The sequence below is a fragment of the Sphingobium sp. Cam5-1 genome, assembly GCF_015693305.1.
GTDB lineage: Bacteria > Pseudomonadota > Alphaproteobacteria > Sphingomonadales > Sphingomonadaceae > Sphingobium.
This window is the reverse complement of record NZ_CP065140.1, coordinates 14,590-29,748: the sequence shown is the minus strand read 5'-3', so window position 1 is coordinate 29,748 and position 15,159 is coordinate 14,590. Positions and strand designations below refer to the sequence as shown.

The 15,159-nt window shown below is 58.3% G+C and carries 15 protein-coding genes; 7 read left to right on the top strand and 8 right to left on the bottom strand.

The window, feature by feature from the left end; translation table 11 throughout:
* Positions 1 to 53 precede the first annotated feature (53 nt).
* From IZV00_RS18760 to IZV00_RS18745, 3 genes are all read left to right on the top strand, one after another.
* Complete coding sequence (locus tag IZV00_RS18760) at positions 54 to 1,169, top strand: rod shape-determining protein (RefSeq protein WP_329604528.1); 1,116 nt, start codon at positions 54 to 56, stop codon at positions 1,167 to 1,169.
* 545 nt (positions 1,170 to 1,714) lie between these two features.
* Entirely contained in the window at positions 1,715 to 1,969 is a 255-nt protein-coding gene (locus IZV00_RS18750; RefSeq protein ID WP_196227626.1) for a TFIIB-type zinc ribbon-containing protein, read from the top strand.
* A 403-nt stretch (positions 1,970 to 2,372) separates the two neighbouring features.
* Positions 2,373 to 3,332 carry a Tim44 domain-containing protein gene (locus IZV00_RS18745; RefSeq protein WP_196227625.1) on the top strand — a complete coding sequence of 320 codons (960 nt, stop codon included), beginning with the start codon at positions 2,373 to 2,375 and terminating at the stop codon, positions 3,330 to 3,332.
* Positions 3,333 to 3,648: 316 nt separating this feature from the next.
* Here IZV00_RS18745 and IZV00_RS18740 read toward each other — a convergent pair whose 3' ends face one another.
* From IZV00_RS18740 to IZV00_RS18725, 4 genes are all read right to left on the bottom strand, one after another.
* Complete coding sequence (locus IZV00_RS18740) at positions 3,649 to 4,083, bottom strand: CBS domain-containing protein (protein WP_044663378.1); 435 nt, start codon at positions 4,081 to 4,083, stop codon at positions 3,649 to 3,651.
* Between the two features lie 48 nt (positions 4,084 to 4,131).
* On the bottom strand, positions 4,132 to 4,350 hold the full coding sequence (locus IZV00_RS18735) for a hypothetical protein (protein WP_157009863.1): 219 nt from the start codon (positions 4,348 to 4,350) through the stop codon (positions 4,132 to 4,134).
* A 533-nt stretch (positions 4,351 to 4,883) separates the two neighbouring features.
* Entirely contained in the window at positions 4,884 to 6,080 is a 1,197-nt protein-coding gene (locus IZV00_RS18730; protein WP_052628280.1) for a tyrosine-type recombinase/integrase, read from the bottom strand.
* A gap of 318 nt (positions 6,081 to 6,398) precedes the next feature.
* The gene (locus IZV00_RS18725) at positions 6,399 to 6,986 is read right to left on the bottom strand and encodes a hypothetical protein (RefSeq protein WP_196227700.1); all 588 of its coding nucleotides are present in this window, start codon (positions 6,984 to 6,986) and stop codon (positions 6,399 to 6,401) included.
* 201 nt (positions 6,987 to 7,187) lie between these two features.
* On the opposite strand from IZV00_RS18725, the gene IZV00_RS18720 reads away from it, so the two are divergent.
* Together IZV00_RS18720 and IZV00_RS18715 are read left to right on the top strand one after the other, a co-directional pair.
* A complete protein-coding gene (locus tag IZV00_RS18720; protein ID WP_044663380.1) occupies positions 7,188 to 7,463 on the top strand; it encodes an HU family DNA-binding protein in 276 nt (91 codons plus the stop codon).
* A gap of 69 nt (positions 7,464 to 7,532) precedes the next feature.
* Positions 7,533 to 8,375, top strand: coding sequence for a hypothetical protein (locus IZV00_RS18715; protein ID WP_196227624.1), 843 nt, complete (start codon positions 7,533 to 7,535; stop codon positions 8,373 to 8,375).
* Between the two features lie 23 nt (positions 8,376 to 8,398).
* On the opposite strand, the gene IZV00_RS18710 is transcribed toward IZV00_RS18715, so the two are convergent.
* Positions 8,399 to 8,809 carry a MarR family winged helix-turn-helix transcriptional regulator gene (locus IZV00_RS18710; protein WP_044663382.1) on the bottom strand — a complete coding sequence of 137 codons (411 nt, stop codon included), beginning with the start codon at positions 8,807 to 8,809 and terminating at the stop codon, positions 8,399 to 8,401.
* 79 nt (positions 8,810 to 8,888) lie between these two features.
* On the opposite strand from IZV00_RS18710, the gene IZV00_RS18705 reads away from it, so the two are divergent.
* Complete coding sequence (locus tag IZV00_RS18705; RefSeq protein ID WP_196227623.1) at positions 8,889 to 10,667, top strand: chloride channel protein; 1,779 nt, start codon at positions 8,889 to 8,891, stop codon at positions 10,665 to 10,667.
* Between the two features lie 117 nt (positions 10,668 to 10,784).
* On the top strand, positions 10,785 to 11,231 hold the full coding sequence (locus tag IZV00_RS18700) for an SgcJ/EcaC family oxidoreductase (protein WP_196227622.1): 447 nt from the start codon (positions 10,785 to 10,787) through the stop codon (positions 11,229 to 11,231).
* Between the two features lie 135 nt (positions 11,232 to 11,366).
* Here the strand turns inward: IZV00_RS18700 and gdhA are convergent, their stop codons facing one another.
* The 3 genes from gdhA to cfa all read right to left on the bottom strand — a co-directional run bounded on the left by gdhA (position 11,367) and on the right by cfa (position 14,706).
* Complete coding sequence (gene gdhA / locus IZV00_RS18695; RefSeq protein WP_196227621.1) at positions 11,367 to 12,731, bottom strand: NADP-specific glutamate dehydrogenase; 1,365 nt, start codon at positions 12,729 to 12,731, stop codon at positions 11,367 to 11,369.
* A gap of 30 nt (positions 12,732 to 12,761) precedes the next feature.
* Positions 12,762 to 13,172, bottom strand: a complete 411-nt coding sequence (gene rnk / locus IZV00_RS18690; protein WP_196227620.1) for a nucleoside diphosphate kinase regulator — start codon at positions 13,170 to 13,172, stop codon at positions 12,762 to 12,764.
* A gap of 343 nt (positions 13,173 to 13,515) precedes the next feature.
* Positions 13,516 to 14,706 (bottom strand): cyclopropane fatty acyl phospholipid synthase, encoded by a 1,191-nt coding sequence (gene cfa, locus IZV00_RS18685; protein WP_230463512.1) that lies wholly within the window; start codon positions 14,704 to 14,706, stop codon positions 13,516 to 13,518.
* Positions 14,707 to 15,159: the final 453 nt, after the last annotated feature.

Below are 15,159 nucleotides of genomic sequence, written 5' to 3'. Positions count from 1 at the left end.
TCCGCAATATTTCTTGGCTGAACACCGATAGAGAAGAACATATAGTAGAAGTTTTGGGCGATATTTTCTCTTGGCCGCACCTCGCCATGCTCGGAGCCAATTTTATCCGGTTCCCAGCTGCTGCAAAAACGAAAGGGGACAAAGCGGGACCAGCACATTATATCGATCCCATGGTTTCATTTTCATCATGGACGCGGCCGGAACTAGCGATTGATTTCGGGACTGCGAACCTACGGGTCATCGATCGCGATGCGGGTGTTGTTTTCGATGAGCCGTCGCTGTGCTGTTTTACAGATCTTGGCACCGCTCCGCGCCTGGTTGCGGCTGGAGCTGCTGCTCAGGCCATGGTGGACCGAACCCCGCCCAAGTTGGCAGTACGGCGCCCGCTGCGCAGGGGTGTGCTACAGGACATTCACACTGCTACCGAATTACTTCGGTATGCCATTCCAAAGGAACTGAAGCGAAAGCCATGGCGCAAGGCGCGCGCTCTCATGGGAGTCCCCGCGGGCGCGACGCAAGCCGAGAGGCGCGCGCTGTTCACCGCTGCTATCGATGCCGGGCTAAGCCCTCAGTTGGTTCTGGAGCCGTTCGCGGCGGCTCTTGGCGCTGGTGCTCGAGTGGATGAGCCGCGTGGCGCACTCATCGTGGAATGCGGTGCCGGCACCACCGAAGTGGCCGTCATTTCACTTGGAGGAATGTGCCTTACGCGTTCAGTGCGCGCGGGTGGCGCGGCCCTCGACCAGGCGATCACTGATCACCTGCATTTTCGACACAAGATTTTGATCGGCCGTCAAAGCGCCGAACGCATCAAAAAGGATTATGCCGCTCTTCATGCCGAGGCCCCGTCCGGCGATGGGCTGATCGAGGTCCGAGGACGAAGCCTCGTGTCGATGGCGCCTCAATCGCTGCATATTTCCTCTGCTGAAGTCGGGCGCGTGGTAGAAAAGCACGCTACCCAGATCGTTGCCGTCATACGCGACGTTCTCAACGAAACGCCGCCGGAACTCAGCCACGACGTACACGTAAATGGGATCCTCCTCACCGGCGGCAGCGCGCTCGTGCCGCAGTTGCCGCGAATGATAGAGCGTGAAACCTCCGTGCCGGTGGTTGTCGCTCAACACCCCTCGCTCTGCGTGGCTCAGGGCCTTCATCATATGCTTCAGGGCTGAGCATCGAGCGTTCGCCGTTCGACACGCCATCGATCAGCAGAAGCGCAGAATGAAGGATCGAGCGTTTCTGGCTAAGCTGCCCCGCGTTCGCAGATTGCGTTGAATGACTCCGTTGAGCCATTTTCCGATCTGGACACCCGAGACAGCGTATGGCGACCACAACGCCACAATACATATGGAAAGAGCCAGCAGCCATTCCATAGCAAGTCTGCGGGCCGGCCCCCTCTGGCGGTCGTCTGAAAGATGATCGTAATGTCGGACCGCATCGGGTTGGCTCGGTGCAGGTCAGTGAATTTCTCCTTCCTCGCAATTGATCCGATCGATCCATTTTGATTGGAGAGAGGCATTGAAGTCGTTTCCATATAAAATGACGAGACTGCACGGACAGCTTGAGGAGGAGATCTGGAGGGAACTTAAACGGCGCACTCCCGACAATTTGCGGCTGCTGCGGCTCAATAAGGTGCGACTGCACGTCAAGGACCGCCTGTACGGCCATGTGTTCCAGGCGCGGAGGGTGTACCATACAGCGACAATCCATGGAGGCTATGCCTTGCCCAGGCTGCTGCACGGGACTGATAATGTCCGAACGCCAAGGCATCGAAATCGACTATTGCGCGGGGGGTATATGGTCTGATCGCGGCGAACTGGACAAGATCATCGAGCGCTCAGCCACCCCACCAGTTCGACTGCAAGAGCGGGATCTCCCTGATGCATGGACGCGCTTGCGTCCCCCTGACGCGCACGATAGCCGTTATCGTTCCCGGAAGAAAAAATCCTTTCTGAAAGAGCTGTTTGACTGATCGGGCTGCTCGGCCTTCGTCATCGAAGAGGAAGGCTGGCGGTTCGCATCGCACACCGTAGACCGGCCCGCAGTCCCATTAGCTGATATGAGCCGCTGTTGCATTTAAAGGACGGCATGCTATCCAGCAACCATGCGGGCCGGGCCCCTCTGGCGATCGCCTGAAAGGCGATCGTGATGTCGGACCGCATCGAGTGCGCTCGATGCTGGTCGTTAATCTAGTGTCCCATCATCTGCGCTGCTCGTTCAACTGGACCAGAAACGAGGAGGCGACCATACCGCTCCAGAAGCACCGTCCTGTAGTTCGCGATTGCGAATGTGAGGCTTGCTGTCGGGAGCGAACTTTGCCCGTCTTTGTGGGTCCAACACTTGAGGAACTTGGCTGATAGCCAGAAGGATTTTCGATGATTGGAACTACGTTTCGCAATGCCTCTGCGATTGCCATGAGTCTCGCGATCGCCGTTATGGCCGTCAGCCCGGCGGACGCCCGGCGCGGCGGCAGCTTAGGTAGCCGAGGCTCGCGAACAGCTGTTGCTCCGCCTGCCACGAAAACCGCGCCCAATCAGGCGCCGGCGGTGCAGCGGACCGCAACGCCGACCCAGGCTCCGGCGCAGAACACCGCCTCAACGCCGCGCCCGGCGACGAACACGCCCAATCGGTTTGGCGGGCTCGCAAAGGGCCTGATCGGGGGTCTCGTTGCCGGCGGCCTGCTTGGCATGCTGCTTGGCAATGGGTTTGGCGCATTGAACGGCAGCGGCATGCTGATGGCTTTGCTGCAGATGGCGCTTTTGGGTGGGCTTGCCTGGCTCGCGTTCAGGATGTTTCGTCGCCGGCCTGCCTTGGCTCCGGTAGGTGGCGTCGCCTCTTCCTCATTCGCCACCCGCCCGTTGACGGGAGCGTCACAGGGCGGGTTTGACGCCTTTGTGTCCTCGGTCGCTTCTTCTGCTCCCCTGTCGCGGGAGATTGCCATCACGACGAGCGACCAGCAAAGTTTCGAGCGTCTGCTCGTAGAGGTGCAGGACGCTTTTGGGCATGAAGATTATGCCCGGTTGCGCGTCTGCACGACGCCTGAAATCATGTCTTATCTGGCCGAGGAAATGAGCCAGAACGCGACGCGAGGCCAGCGTAACGAGGTATCGGGAACCGAGCTTCTTGAAGCGGAAGTTGCGGAAGCCTGGACGGAAGATGGGACGGACTATGCCACGATCGCCATGCGATACCAGAGCATCGACGTCATGCGCGATCGCAATAGCGGCGCAGTTCTGACAGGTGATCCCGATCGTCCCACTTTAACGACCGAACTGTGGACTTTTGTCAGGAGCGGACACGGCGCATGGCGTTTATCGGCCATCCAGGAAGCATGATCTCTAGGATGCCGCAAATACCAGAGCCAGTCGGAAAAAGCGCGAAAGCTTCAATTCGCCTCTAATATTGCATTCCGGCTATCAGGCCGTGGAAGACGGCCGGGTCTCTCTCTCTCTCTCTCTCTCTCTCTTTGCTGGTGGTGAATGGCGGCCTTTTCCGGGCCGCCATTTGGCCAGACTTGCGCGAGCGGCACCAAGAATCGAGAATCCCTTGAACGGCAGCCTCCGCTCGTTCTCGCCGAGCCAGATGTTCGTCGTTTGGATGGGTTTGTCGAAGACCTTGAGACCCGTGGCGCTCATCGCACGTTCCCGCCGATCAGATCGCCTGGGAATGGAGACCGCTAGGCCGGGCGATCTCGCACAGCGCTTCGCCGCTGTGCGCCGCCTCACCATTGGTGGCGAGATCGGTGATCGACACGATGCCAACCAGACGCTTGTCGCGGTCGACCACCGGTAGCCGCCGAAGCTGCTGCTGTGCCATATTGTCAAGAATGTCTTCAACCGTGTCGTCGGCATAGCAATATCTGACTTCCTGGCTCATCACGTCGCCGATTTTCGCATTTGAAGATCGCCCGGTGGCGACGGCGCGGATCGCGATGTCGCGATCAGTGATGATGCCGACGAGCCGGTCGTTCTTGCCGACTGGCAGGAATCCAGCATCGATCTCCGCCATCGTGCGGGCTGCGTCCTGCAGTGTCTCCCCCGGATCCACGATCCGGACATCTTGTGTCATACATTCGCTGACTTTCATGATATTTCCTCCGTTAGGGGAGCCGCACTTGGAGGAGGCTCCCATTGCTCAGTGCCGGAACTCCGGCTTATTTCCGGGGCGTCCGCTCTGGGTGACACCGATGCTCGGCGCGATAACGCTGCCCAACGCTTCTCGCGCATTGTCGAATTCGCGATAGACATTCTTGGAGGCCCATTCTGCTTGCCGGTAAATGGACAGGAACGGGCTGGCGATGCGAAACGGCTCGAGTGGGCAGGACCGATAACGGGTAAGTGACTGGGAGGCCATGGTGTCCTCTTCTGCCTTGATTTGGTGCTTTCAATCGCGCCGCCTGACGCTTCGGGTGCACCCGAAGGGACCGGGAAATGCCGCATCCGGCCACCTCCGCCTCAAGGTTGCCTACCCGTGTGTCGCCTTCCTTGACGTACCCGCAAAGTGAGCGGGACGCGATCACCGATCGCAACGGGGCCGGCGAGGCGACGTTCCCGCCAAAGCCCTGCCATGTGATGGACGGTGGCTATACCGGGCCAGTCCGTTCAAGACCGCATGTCTGCCCTGCCGCAATGACAGGATTTCTCCGGCACCTCAACGCCACACTCATAAGCGATCTTGGCCGAATATAGCCTAATGATCTGACTGGGGTTGTAGTTCATGTTGTCCGTGACCAGCATATGGCCCTCGATACTGACCATGTTCCTTGCAGATGGGAAGTAGGTTGCAATGAGAACATCCCAACGGCGTAGTGGACATCGAGCGAAGTGGGATTGGAGGGCGCTTGAACCCCGGCCCGATCTTGCGACAGGCTGTTCAGATCTAGCCAGTCAACGTCGAACGCGTGAAAGCACTCGCGCTGCGACATTGCTGCGTACAGCAAGCTTTCTACCATAGCGCAAAGCGGTGGTCGGCGAACTCCAGCGAAGCGCCTGAGCAATTCCCAACCCGTCCTCGCCCGCGGCAAAAAGATCCTGGGTCAGACCGACACGTAACGAATGGGTGGACAGCGCCTGGACAGCCGCCACAAGCTTGCCGGAAGGCAGGGTCACCAGACCTTGCTCATAGGCTCTGATGGCGATGCGGCGATAAATGGCGTTGACCCCCTGTCGAGTGAGCGCTGTCAGCCCAATCGAATAGGTCTTTTCCGCCGATGCGAGCTGTCGTTCCGTTCTTCCCGTGCGTCGGCGGTCGACTCCGACCCTTCGGAAAATCGGACCTTCCTCAATCATGCCCGCGTTCGTCCATGCGTGGACGCGCCGCACCGTCTCGGCTGACAACCAAGCCCAGGCGCCTTCCTGCTCCTGATCTGTTTTGGAAAAGGGGATGAACAACGTCGCTGAACCGTCCTCCTGCGATTCAATATGGTTCGCTTCCACCCGGGTCAGTTCGCTTACGCGCAGGCCAGCGTCGTACCCAAGGGATAGCAGAGCAGCGTCCCGCAGTCCTTGAAGGTCATCGCCACAGGCGTCGAGCAAGGCTGAAAGGGTAAATCCCTCCGGAGCATTGGAATCCAATGCCTTGCCAAGCCGCAACGGTGCCGCCTGCCGCTGCAGCGATCCCCTGCGCCTGCGGATGGCCTTGAGCGCCGCGCGTACGATTGCTGCCTCGGTGGGAGCCGCATTTTGGGCCAGCCCCAGCACTCGATGCAACGCACCAAGGCTTGCAACCCGTCGAGCGAGCGTCGAAGGCTTTTTCCCCCTGACATCGAGGTCGTTCACATAATGTACAAGATCTTCGGGATCAGCGGGCATGGGCGACCGGCCTTCTTTGACGCACCAGGCATGCCAGCATTCGATATCGGCGGCGATCGCCGCCTTCGTGGCTTCCGCCATGGCGGCAAGAGCGGTTTCGACGGCAAGACGGCTGACCGGCGGCAGCCCTTCGGGAACGAGCATTCCCATGGTACGAAGCAGACGTGCGTCAACCGCTTCGGCGCCCATGACGTGCGAGCGGGCCGGAAGACCCGCGCGCTGCGGTTGGACAAGGATGATTTCCTTATAAGGAGTTGTGGAGCGCTCGGTCATCACCTTCCTGTGTGTTACTCAGGGGAGGTAAACGATTTTTGCCCTCCCCCGCCGTTTTGGCGTCCTATACTTACCATAATCTCCCATTATGGTAAGTACAAAAATCGCGCGGGGAGGGGGCGTGCCTGCGCAGAGACAGCACCTCGTCTCAACAAGAATGCGATCACTTTATGTTGTCCCCGCGGCCCCAGCGCGGGTCGGATGAGTTGGCCCAGGCGCAGACAGGCCTGCACTTACCCGTCGACCATAGTTCAGCGTTCGCTCCAGTGATGGAGCGGCATTCCCGCAGCAACGCGCCTATGATTTGTTCGCGGGCGGTCATGAAGCTGCCGTCCGGGACCGCGGAATGACATTCGATGATACGCTGCCGATGATGCCGGGATGGAGAGCCGTTCGAACGTCGTCTGTCACGGTGTAAACCGCGTGACGCTGCGCGCCGCGGTTTTCATGATCGACCCGGTATCCCTGATAATGGCGCTTGATGAGACCGGCGCGTACCAGTTCGGAGACGGCACGGCTGATCGCCGTTAAACTCGTTTCCCTGATCCGTTCGCTGACGTGAGCGTCAATCATTTGGTCAGCCTCAATAGGGTCGGTTGGCAGCTGGCCGCTGGCCGCAAGGGCAGCGCGGACTTTTTCCCTGGTAGTTCGCCGCTGGTGATGACGCGCTGCACTGGGAGCAATGGTGGCCGCGAGCCATTCCCGGATCGGTATCAGGGCGGTGCCTTCGCAAATCAGCGGACCCGCCTGCCCGTTCGCGCGGGCAACCCGCGCAATGAGGTCGAGCACCATGAAGGTATAGCGCGGTCGTGTGGAATGTTCCGCAATGGTACGGACCAGATCGGGCAGGCCGGCCCTCCCCACGGGAGAGACGGGTTCGGATGAAAAGAGATCCTGCTGCATCATAGAACGAATCAAGCACAAAGCGAGACTCTTGGGAATCCGGTAAATGCTCTTCACCCCACCGGAGAACGATTTTGCCGCCTGTGTCACTTTACCATTGGTATTCTGGTAAAGTGACACAGGCGGCAACAGAACCATCGCCATGGCGCTTGCGACCGGGACAGGTTATGCAAGATCGCCCCTGAACATCAGAAGAGGTACAGTATGACGAACGGTGATCTTGCAGACCTTCTCGCCAGCGAAACCGGTTCCACAAAAGCCGATGCCCGCAAGACGGTGGATATCGTGTTCGCCGCGATTGTCGCAGCCTCTGTCAGAGGCGAGGAAGTGAGCCTTGGCGGCTTTGGAAAATTCAAGGTGAAGGAGCTATCCGCCCGTGAAGGCCGAAATCCAGCGACCGGCGAGACCATAAAAATCGCCGCCTCGAAGAAACTTACCTTCTCCCCCGCGAAGGCGGTCAAAGACAAACTCAACGGCTAGGCGACACCCGGCGCTTTGGGGGTCCCATGGGTCCAAGCGCCTTCCTTGCAAGGAGCTCGTGTCATCCGGTTGCGCTCAGTTCCGTTATTCAAGGTTCTACCCGTCGAAAACCTGCCGCCGATCGACGGCGAGGCTACACTCACCGGCGATGGACAGCTCCGTTTCTTGATGGAGGAACTGGTCGAGGCCGCGAGTTTCAACATCCTCCCTCCGCCCGGGGTCGCGCCCGATAGCCCCAGTGTTGCTGATGCCTTCGCCGCGTTACGGAACGCAACCTCTGCCTATCATGTGGCCGCAGACGTCCCTCTTTCCCATCATTTCTGGACTTTCGGCTCGGCATTAAGGAATGGAGACGTTGCCCGAAGGCTCCTTGAAAGCGCGCGCAAAGGCTGCGCGGTACAAGGCTTCGTTGCTCTTCATGCAGATGAGATCCGTTCGGGCGTACTTTACAGTCCGCGGACGATGCCTATTCGTGTTGGCCAAGAGATATCGCTGCCGGCGAATATTGGCGGCCCCTATCTCGTTTTGCTCGCCTGCGAACTTACGCCGGACGGTCGCGCTGAGGTTGCCGCAGTCGACGCCGTGCCGATATACAAGGTAGGGCGTCTTCTGCCAGTTCGCTCAGAACTCGATCGGGATGTGCTCAAAGCCCTTGAGCATCTCCAATGCGCGCTCGATGTTCACGGCGCGGAATGCACAATCACGCGTATTCGACCGTTCGCACATACGGACGTCACCCATCTCTCCCTGACCATCAGGAGCCGAGCTTTCAGGCGGCGGGATGCGGTGCTCGCCATCAATCCGTACGGAACCGCAAATGCTTCTTCTGAGGATGCTGATTTCTGTGTGACGCACCGGAATTGGACAAGTGGAGGGTTGATCGCCTGGCTCGAACGAACCATTCTCGATTGACGGGCATAACTCTGCCTCACTGCTCAACTGAGTTGAGAGAATACGTCGGCGAACAAAGGCCGAATACGTCGAATCTCCTCGCGATGTGCTGCGGAGAGCGCATCGAGCATCGCAAACGCCTTGGGCGTCAAACGTAGGAGCGCACGTCTGCGGTCCTGGTCCGACGCCTCGCGTGTGATCAGCTGCAGCGCCTCGAGCCGATTAACCAGCCCGGTGGCGCTGTGTGGTTTGAGGACCAGGCATTCAGCCACATGGCCCACCGTCGCTTCAGCCGCGGTGCAGCCCCGGATCGCCAGGAGCGCCTGATGCTGCTGAGGGGTTAATCCCACCTCCACCGCCTTTTGCTGGCTGAATGCCTGGAAGCGACGGATGACGTGTCGAAAGGAGGCCAGCGCGACATAGTCGGCGTCTGCCAGGGCTTGATTCTTTTTCAATCCTTTGCCTCATCGGTTGAAGTGTATCGTGACACGATATAACGGGTGGTGCGTCGTCTTCCCAGGATAAACCTAATTCATGTCCTTTACACCTCCACGCGCTGCCGAGACTCACCAACTCGCCGATCATAGTGCCGATCGCCGCATGATCATGCTCGCCAGCATGGCGACTGTCGTTGGATCGGGAGGCGCAATCGGCGCCTGGGTGCTCGTGAAGCTGATCGCCATTGCTACCAACCTGTTCTGGTTTGGTCGGCTGTCTGCCGATCACGCGGCTATCACCGACGCGTCAGTTGGAGCCATGGTGATCATCATACCGGTGGTGGGCAGCCTCATCGTCGGCCTGATGGCGCGCTTTGGATCCGAGAAGATCCGTGGACATGGTATTCCTGAAGCCATCGAAACGATCCTCTTTGGTGAAAGCCGCCTCTCCCTGAAAGTGGCCATTCTCAAGCCGCTGTCATCGGCCATTTCGATCGGTAGCGGTGGACCGTTCGGCGCGGAAGGGCCGATTATCATGACCGGCGGCGCGATCGGCTCCCTGTTCGCGCAATGCTTCCATCTCAGCGCCGCTGAGCGCAAAACTTTGCTCGTAGCAGGGGCGGCAGCGGGCATGACCGCCATTTTCGGAACGCCCCTCGCGGCGATCCTCCTTGCGGTTGAAGTCTTGCTTTTCGAATGGAAGCCGCGCAGCTTCGTGCCTGTGGTGGTCGGTGCGCTTGTTTCGTACGCATGGCGCCCATTGCTCATCGGGTCAGGCCCGATGTTCCCGATGGAAACGCTACTGCCGGGCGATAGCTGGGCGTTGCTCGGGTCGGTCGGAGTGGGCCTTGTTGTCGGTCTTGAAGCCGCCATATTGTCGACGTCGCTCTACCGCATCGAGGATCTTTTTCATCGCCTGCCATTCCACTGGATGTGGTGGCCCGCCATAGGCGCGATCTTCGTGGGCCTGGGCGGACTGATCGACGCGCATGTTCTTGGCGCGGGATATGCCAGTATCGAGGCTCTCCTCAATGCGTCCTTGCCCCTGAAAGTTGTCGCGGCACTTCTCGTTGTCAAGGCGATCGTCTGGCTGGTTGCCCTCGGATCGGGAACGTCGGGCGGCGTACTTGCGCCTCTCCTCATCCTTGGCGGCGCCGCCGGATTCTTGCTGGGGCAATTTCTTCCGGGCGATCCGGGTTTCTGGGCCATGATCGGCATGGGCGGGATCATGAGTGGCGCCATGCGCGCGCCGATGACGGGCGCAATCTTCGCTGTTGAGCTCACAGGCCATTTTGATGCGATACCCTATACCATCGCTGCGGCAGGAACTGCCTATGCCATCAGCGTTTTGCTGATGCGCCGTTCGATCCTCACGGAGAAGATCGCACGACGCGGGCGCCATATTCTGCAGGAGTATACCGTCGATCCCCTTGATCTGCTCCAGGCGAGCCAGATCATGACCCCCGACCCGGCCACATTGCCCGGCAACATGACCGTGGAGGCTGCGGTTTCGTTTTTCTCGAACGATGCTGTCCATCGTAGCTATCCCGTCACAGATGCACAGGGGCGCCTGCTCGGCCTTGTGTCGCGTTCGGATGCACTGCGCTGGCAAATCGACAGGGAAAAGGATCAAACGCCATTGGTCGACGCCACCTCGGACGCGGCGCAGCCGGTCGCTTATCCCGACACACCAAGCGGGGTTGTCGCTGACCTTATTGTCGAGTCCGGCGTGGGGCGTATTCCGATCATAGAAGCTGGGACAAGGCGGGTTCTTGGCATCCTGTCGCGCCAGGATCTCCTGAAGGCACGCAGCGCAAATCGCGCTGCAGAGATGGGGCGTGCCCGTTTTGTCGGAGCGAAGGGGGGCGCAAAATGATATGCCAAAGGCGCATCGTTACGAAGAATCGCAGGACATCACACTGTATGATCCAAGCTTTCCCTCTCGGGATGTGGACTGCGACACGTCTGCGCAGACGGACTGTTCCAGCGCAGCATGATTGATGGACTCATGGGTGAAAAAGGTGATCCCATACAACCTCAGGACATGCCGAAGGCATTCGAGACGGCCTGGAACAACCACGATGTCGAGGCCCTTGGTGCGCTCTTTCATGCAGATGCGACCTTTGTGAACCGATTTGGCCGCTATGTGCGCGGCGTGGGCGACATCATCGAACTTCACCGCACCGTTCATGCGACAATCTACCGGGATTCGACGCTGGAAAATGAACTGATCGACCTCACTCCCATCGGGGAAGACGCAACTGTCGTCCATTTCTGGAGCCGCCTTGCCGCCGGCACGGCGCATCCGGCCGGACCCCATGTTGTGGATACGTTGATACTCGCCGTGCTTGCCAGGCAGGACATGATGTGGCGAATCCAGGCGCTTGAGAATGTCGCATTGACAGACCCGCGTTCCGGGGAAGCCGTTCTGCGATATTGACAAGAACAGGCCGTGACGCTGCCAGCTCCAGGAAGGCAGCTGTTGCCCTTGATATGCCTTCTTGCCGGCCAGGAGAGCCGCAGGTGGTCACTCCGCGCCTGGAAAGTGACCATCACTACGCCGCATCAGGCGTCCTTAGATAACCCCCATGGCCTGCATGGCTTCTGCTACCCGGACAAAGCCGGTCACATTGGCGCCCAATACATAATTGCCCGGCGCGCCGTAAGCTTCAGCCGTTTCGGCGCAGCTGTCATGGATACGGCGCATGATCATGGCCAGCCGCGCTTCGGTTTCCTCGAAGGTCCAGCTATCGCGCGAGGCATTTTGCTGCATTTCAAGCGCTGATGTGGCGACACCTCCCGCATTGGCCGCCTTTGCCGGACCAAAGAGCACATTCGCATTCTGGAACAGGCGAACGGCCTCGGGGGTGCAAGGCATGTTTGCACCCTCACCCACCGCGATCACGCCGTTACGGATCAGTGTGGCCGCATCATGGCCGTTCAACTCATTCTGGGTCGCTGACGGTAAAGCAACATCGCACGGTATTTCCCAAACCGTTCCTTGCTCCACGAAATAGGAGCCGGCGCCCTTCAGTCGTGCATATTCAGCAATCCGCTCCCGACGCAGGAGCTTGATTTCTTTCAGCAGTTCGAGGTCGATCCCGGCTTCATCGACAATGAAGCCTGACGAATCGGAGCAGGCGATCGCTTTTCCGCCAAATTCCTGGACCTTCTCGATCGCGAAAATCGCGACATTGCCTGAACCGGAAACGATAGCCCGCTTGCCTTCCAGGCTCGCGCCCCGTGTCTTTAACATCTGATCGACGAAATAGACCGTGCCATATCCCGTCGCTTCGGTGCGGGCTCTGGAACCGCCATAAATGAGCCCCTTGCCGGTCAACACCCCCGCTTCATAGCGGTTCGTCAATCTCTTATACTGGCCAAAGAGGTAGCCGATCTCCCTGGCGCCGACGCCGATATCGCCAGCCGGAACGTCCGTATACTCGCCCAGGTGGCGGTAGAGCTCGGTCATGAAGGACTGGCAGAAACGCATGATTTCACCGTCGGAACGCCCGCGTGGATTGAAATCCGAACCGCCCTTCCCTCCGCCGATCGGTAGTCCCGTCAGCGCATTCTTGAACGTCTGTTCGAACCCCAAAAACTTGATGATTCCAACGTTGACGGACGGATGAAAGCGCAGGCCGCCCTTATAGGGTCCCAATGCTGAATTGAACTGAACGCGAAAACCGCGATTGATATGCGTTTGTCCATGATCATCGACCCAGGGTATGCGGAAGATGATCTGTCTTTCCGGTTCGCAGATCCGTTCGATCAACGCATTGTCCATATATTCTGGATGTTTGGCTACAACGACACCCAGACTTTCAAGCACTTCTTCCACCGCCTGATGGAACTCGGTCTCGCCCGCATTACGTCTGAGCACATCCTCAAATATCGGCAGAAGTTTCTCGTCGATCCGGGGCAATTCCTCGTCTCCCATTAATGTTGCTGGAATGCAGATCTGTCGTGCTCAAATGCGGGTCGGCTGCGTAACCTTGACGATGGTCAGCCTTCGCTTGCGGCCCTCCCGGTCGGGCCAGCTGATGGACTGGCCCTCGCGAAGTCCGATCAAGCCCGCAGCGATAGGGGTCAAGATAGAGATTTGCCCCGCGCCGATGTCAGCTTGAGCCGGGTAGACGATCTGGACAGTCCGTTCGATACCGCTCGCCTCGTCGATAAATTCGACCGAGGAGTGCATGGTAACCACGTCTGGAGGGATCTGCTCGACGCGATGGGTCTGCGCGCGAGCAATTTCGCCCAGCAGCAGTTCGCTGACCTGCGGCATGCTGTTCGCAGCACCCAGAGCAAGATTGGTGAGGCTCTCGGCTTCGCTGTCTATGAGATTGACGGAGGGACTTCCCCGGTTGGGCATTCTAGCCATGGCATTGTCTTTCGAGAGGATTTGTCACACGCCTTCCGGCGAGCGGCAGTCTGTCGATTTGCCCCGAGTCCGGAGCAAGACGCGCCGAAACCCGGGGCTAGATGCCCGCGAGAAGCTGTCCCCCTTGGTAGCGGAAGCGCACATGATCGCTGCGTGAATGCATAGCCACTTCATTGCACGCGCGCACCGGACGAGTCAAACATGCTCCCTTGTGAAGGCAAGGAATTCTGCGACTTGCGTGGGAGTGCTTCCGGGACGCCGGGGCGTCGCTATGAGATGCACGAGCAGGGCAATTCCCGCGGGGCAGAGGCGCAATCAGGTCGACCGGCTCATAAACCGACTTTTAGTTGGGACGCTGATATCCGCCAGGAATGCCCTTCTTCGCCAAGACCCATTGCCATAACTGAACATCCCGGGATCTGAACGCTCCCGCGCAGGAAAGCAGATAATATCGCCACATGCGACGGAAGCGCTCACCCAGCTGTTCTTCGAATTCCGGCCAGGCATTCTCAAAGTTGCGATGCCACGCCATCAATGTCTTGTCATAATCCGCGCCGAAATTGTGCATATCTTCAACGATGAAAAGGCCGTCTACGGCATCCCCGATCTGCCCTATCGATGGAAGGTCTCCGTTCGGGAAGATATAACGGTCAATCCAGGGATCGGGTATGTTTCTTCTACGGTTCTTGCCGATCGTGTGGAGGAGAAACAGGCCGTCATCTTCAAGGCAGCGCGCCGCTACTTCCATATAGGTTCGATGATTCTTGCGACCTACATGCTCGAACATGCCGATGCTCACGATGCGGTCGAATGTCTCGCGCATATCCCGATAGTCCTGGAGCCTGAAATCGAGATGCGGGCTGGAATGATGCCTCTTGGCCCAGTCGCATTGCTCCCTGGAGATTGTGACGCCGACGCACTGGACGCCATAATTTTCAGCAGCATAAGCCATGAAGCTGCCCCATCCGCAGCCGATGTCGAGGACTCTCATTCCCGGTTCCAGTTGAAGCTTTCGGCAAATGAGATCCAGCTTTGCGATCTGTGCCTCAGCCAGGCTGGTCGCCTCCTTCCAATAGCCACAGGTATAGGTCATGAGCGGATCCAGCATGCGCTCATAAAATGCATTCCCAAGATCATAATGCCGCTCCCCCACCTTCCAGGCCTGCTTGCGATTTTGACGGTTCGTCAGTCGGGTGCGCAAGGCATGCAGCAGGAGCGAAGCAGGATTGACCATGTCTGTTATGCCCGATCGCAGTAATCGGGAGAAGAATTCATCCAGCGCAGGGCAATCCCAGTGGCCGGCCATATAGGTTTCGCCTAATCCCAGATTCCCCTGTGCAAGAACGCGCCCTGGGACATTGCTGTCGTAGATACGAATGTCCCAAGGGTCATTCCCATTCAACCGAAGTCCTGCCTCGTTGAGCATGTTCTCTGCCAGTCGAAACCCGCGGATAGATGCAGGAGAAAGGCCTGGTCCTTGATTCACTCGGGCCTCTTGATCTGGCATTGGGGTTTTAGAAAGAGCGAAAGACATATCCATAGTCCTGATGAATAATAAAATTATAATCGTTCAACTTCATTGGATGGGATGTATCGCAAAAGCATGTTCATGGATCAGAACAACGACCGGTTGAACGATCTGGAATTCTATTGGACGCTGGTTGGAGCAGTCACGATGGAGAAGGAAAAGACCGTTCGCGGCCTGTAACATCCGGATAAAAGTTCAAAAAGATAATTTTAAATTATAATGAGTGAAAATATTTTCATGTTAACCGATAATGTCTCAGAGACGCTCATCGATGAAATAGTTTCAAGTTAAGATGCAATAATATTCATTTGCATGACATCATGAACGGCGACAAACGTCGCGCGAACCCCGTCCTGATCCCCGCGCATGTCCTCATGCTGGTGGAACCATAGCAAGGGAAAGACTGCCCTCACCTTAGTGAGTGGGACAGATACCCGTGAACATCTCATAGAGAGGAAA

Excerpts from the sequence above, each read along its gene's own strand:
- IZV00_RS18750 (WP_196227626.1), top strand. The coding sequence starts at position 1,715 with ATGCCTTGCCCAGGCTGCTGCACGGGACTGATAATGTCCGAACGCCAA.
- IZV00_RS18745 (WP_196227625.1), top strand. The coding sequence starts at position 2,373 with ATGATTGGAACTACGTTTCGCAATGCCTCTGCGATTGCCATGAGTCTC.
- IZV00_RS18740 (WP_044663378.1), bottom strand. The coding sequence starts at position 4,083 with ATGAAAGTCAGCGAATGTATGACACAAGATGTCCGGATCGTGGATCCG.
- IZV00_RS18735 (WP_157009863.1), bottom strand. The coding sequence starts at position 4,350 with ATGGCCTCCCAGTCACTTACCCGTTATCGGTCCTGCCCACTCGAGCCG.
- IZV00_RS18730 (WP_052628280.1), bottom strand. The coding sequence starts at position 6,080 with ATGACCGAGCGCTCCACAACTCCTTATAAGGAAATCATCCTTGTCCAA.
- IZV00_RS18725 (WP_196227700.1), bottom strand. The coding sequence starts at position 6,986 with ATGATGCAGCAGGATCTCTTTTCATCCGAACCCGTCTCTCCCGTGGGG.
- IZV00_RS18720 (WP_044663380.1), top strand. The coding sequence starts at position 7,188 with ATGACGAACGGTGATCTTGCAGACCTTCTCGCCAGCGAAACCGGTTCC.
- IZV00_RS18705 (WP_196227623.1), top strand. The coding sequence starts at position 8,889 with ATGTCCTTTACACCTCCACGCGCTGCCGAGACTCACCAACTCGCCGAT.
- IZV00_RS18700 (WP_196227622.1), top strand. The coding sequence starts at position 10,785 with ATGATTGATGGACTCATGGGTGAAAAAGGTGATCCCATACAACCTCAG.
- gdhA (WP_196227621.1), bottom strand. The coding sequence starts at position 12,731 with ATGGGAGACGAGGAATTGCCCCGGATCGACGAGAAACTTCTGCCGATA.
- rnk (WP_196227620.1), bottom strand. The coding sequence starts at position 13,172 with ATGGCTAGAATGCCCAACCGGGGAAGTCCCTCCGTCAATCTCATAGAC.
- cfa (WP_230463512.1), bottom strand. The coding sequence starts at position 14,706 with ATGTCTTTCGCTCTTTCTAAAACCCCAATGCCAGATCAAGAGGCCCGA.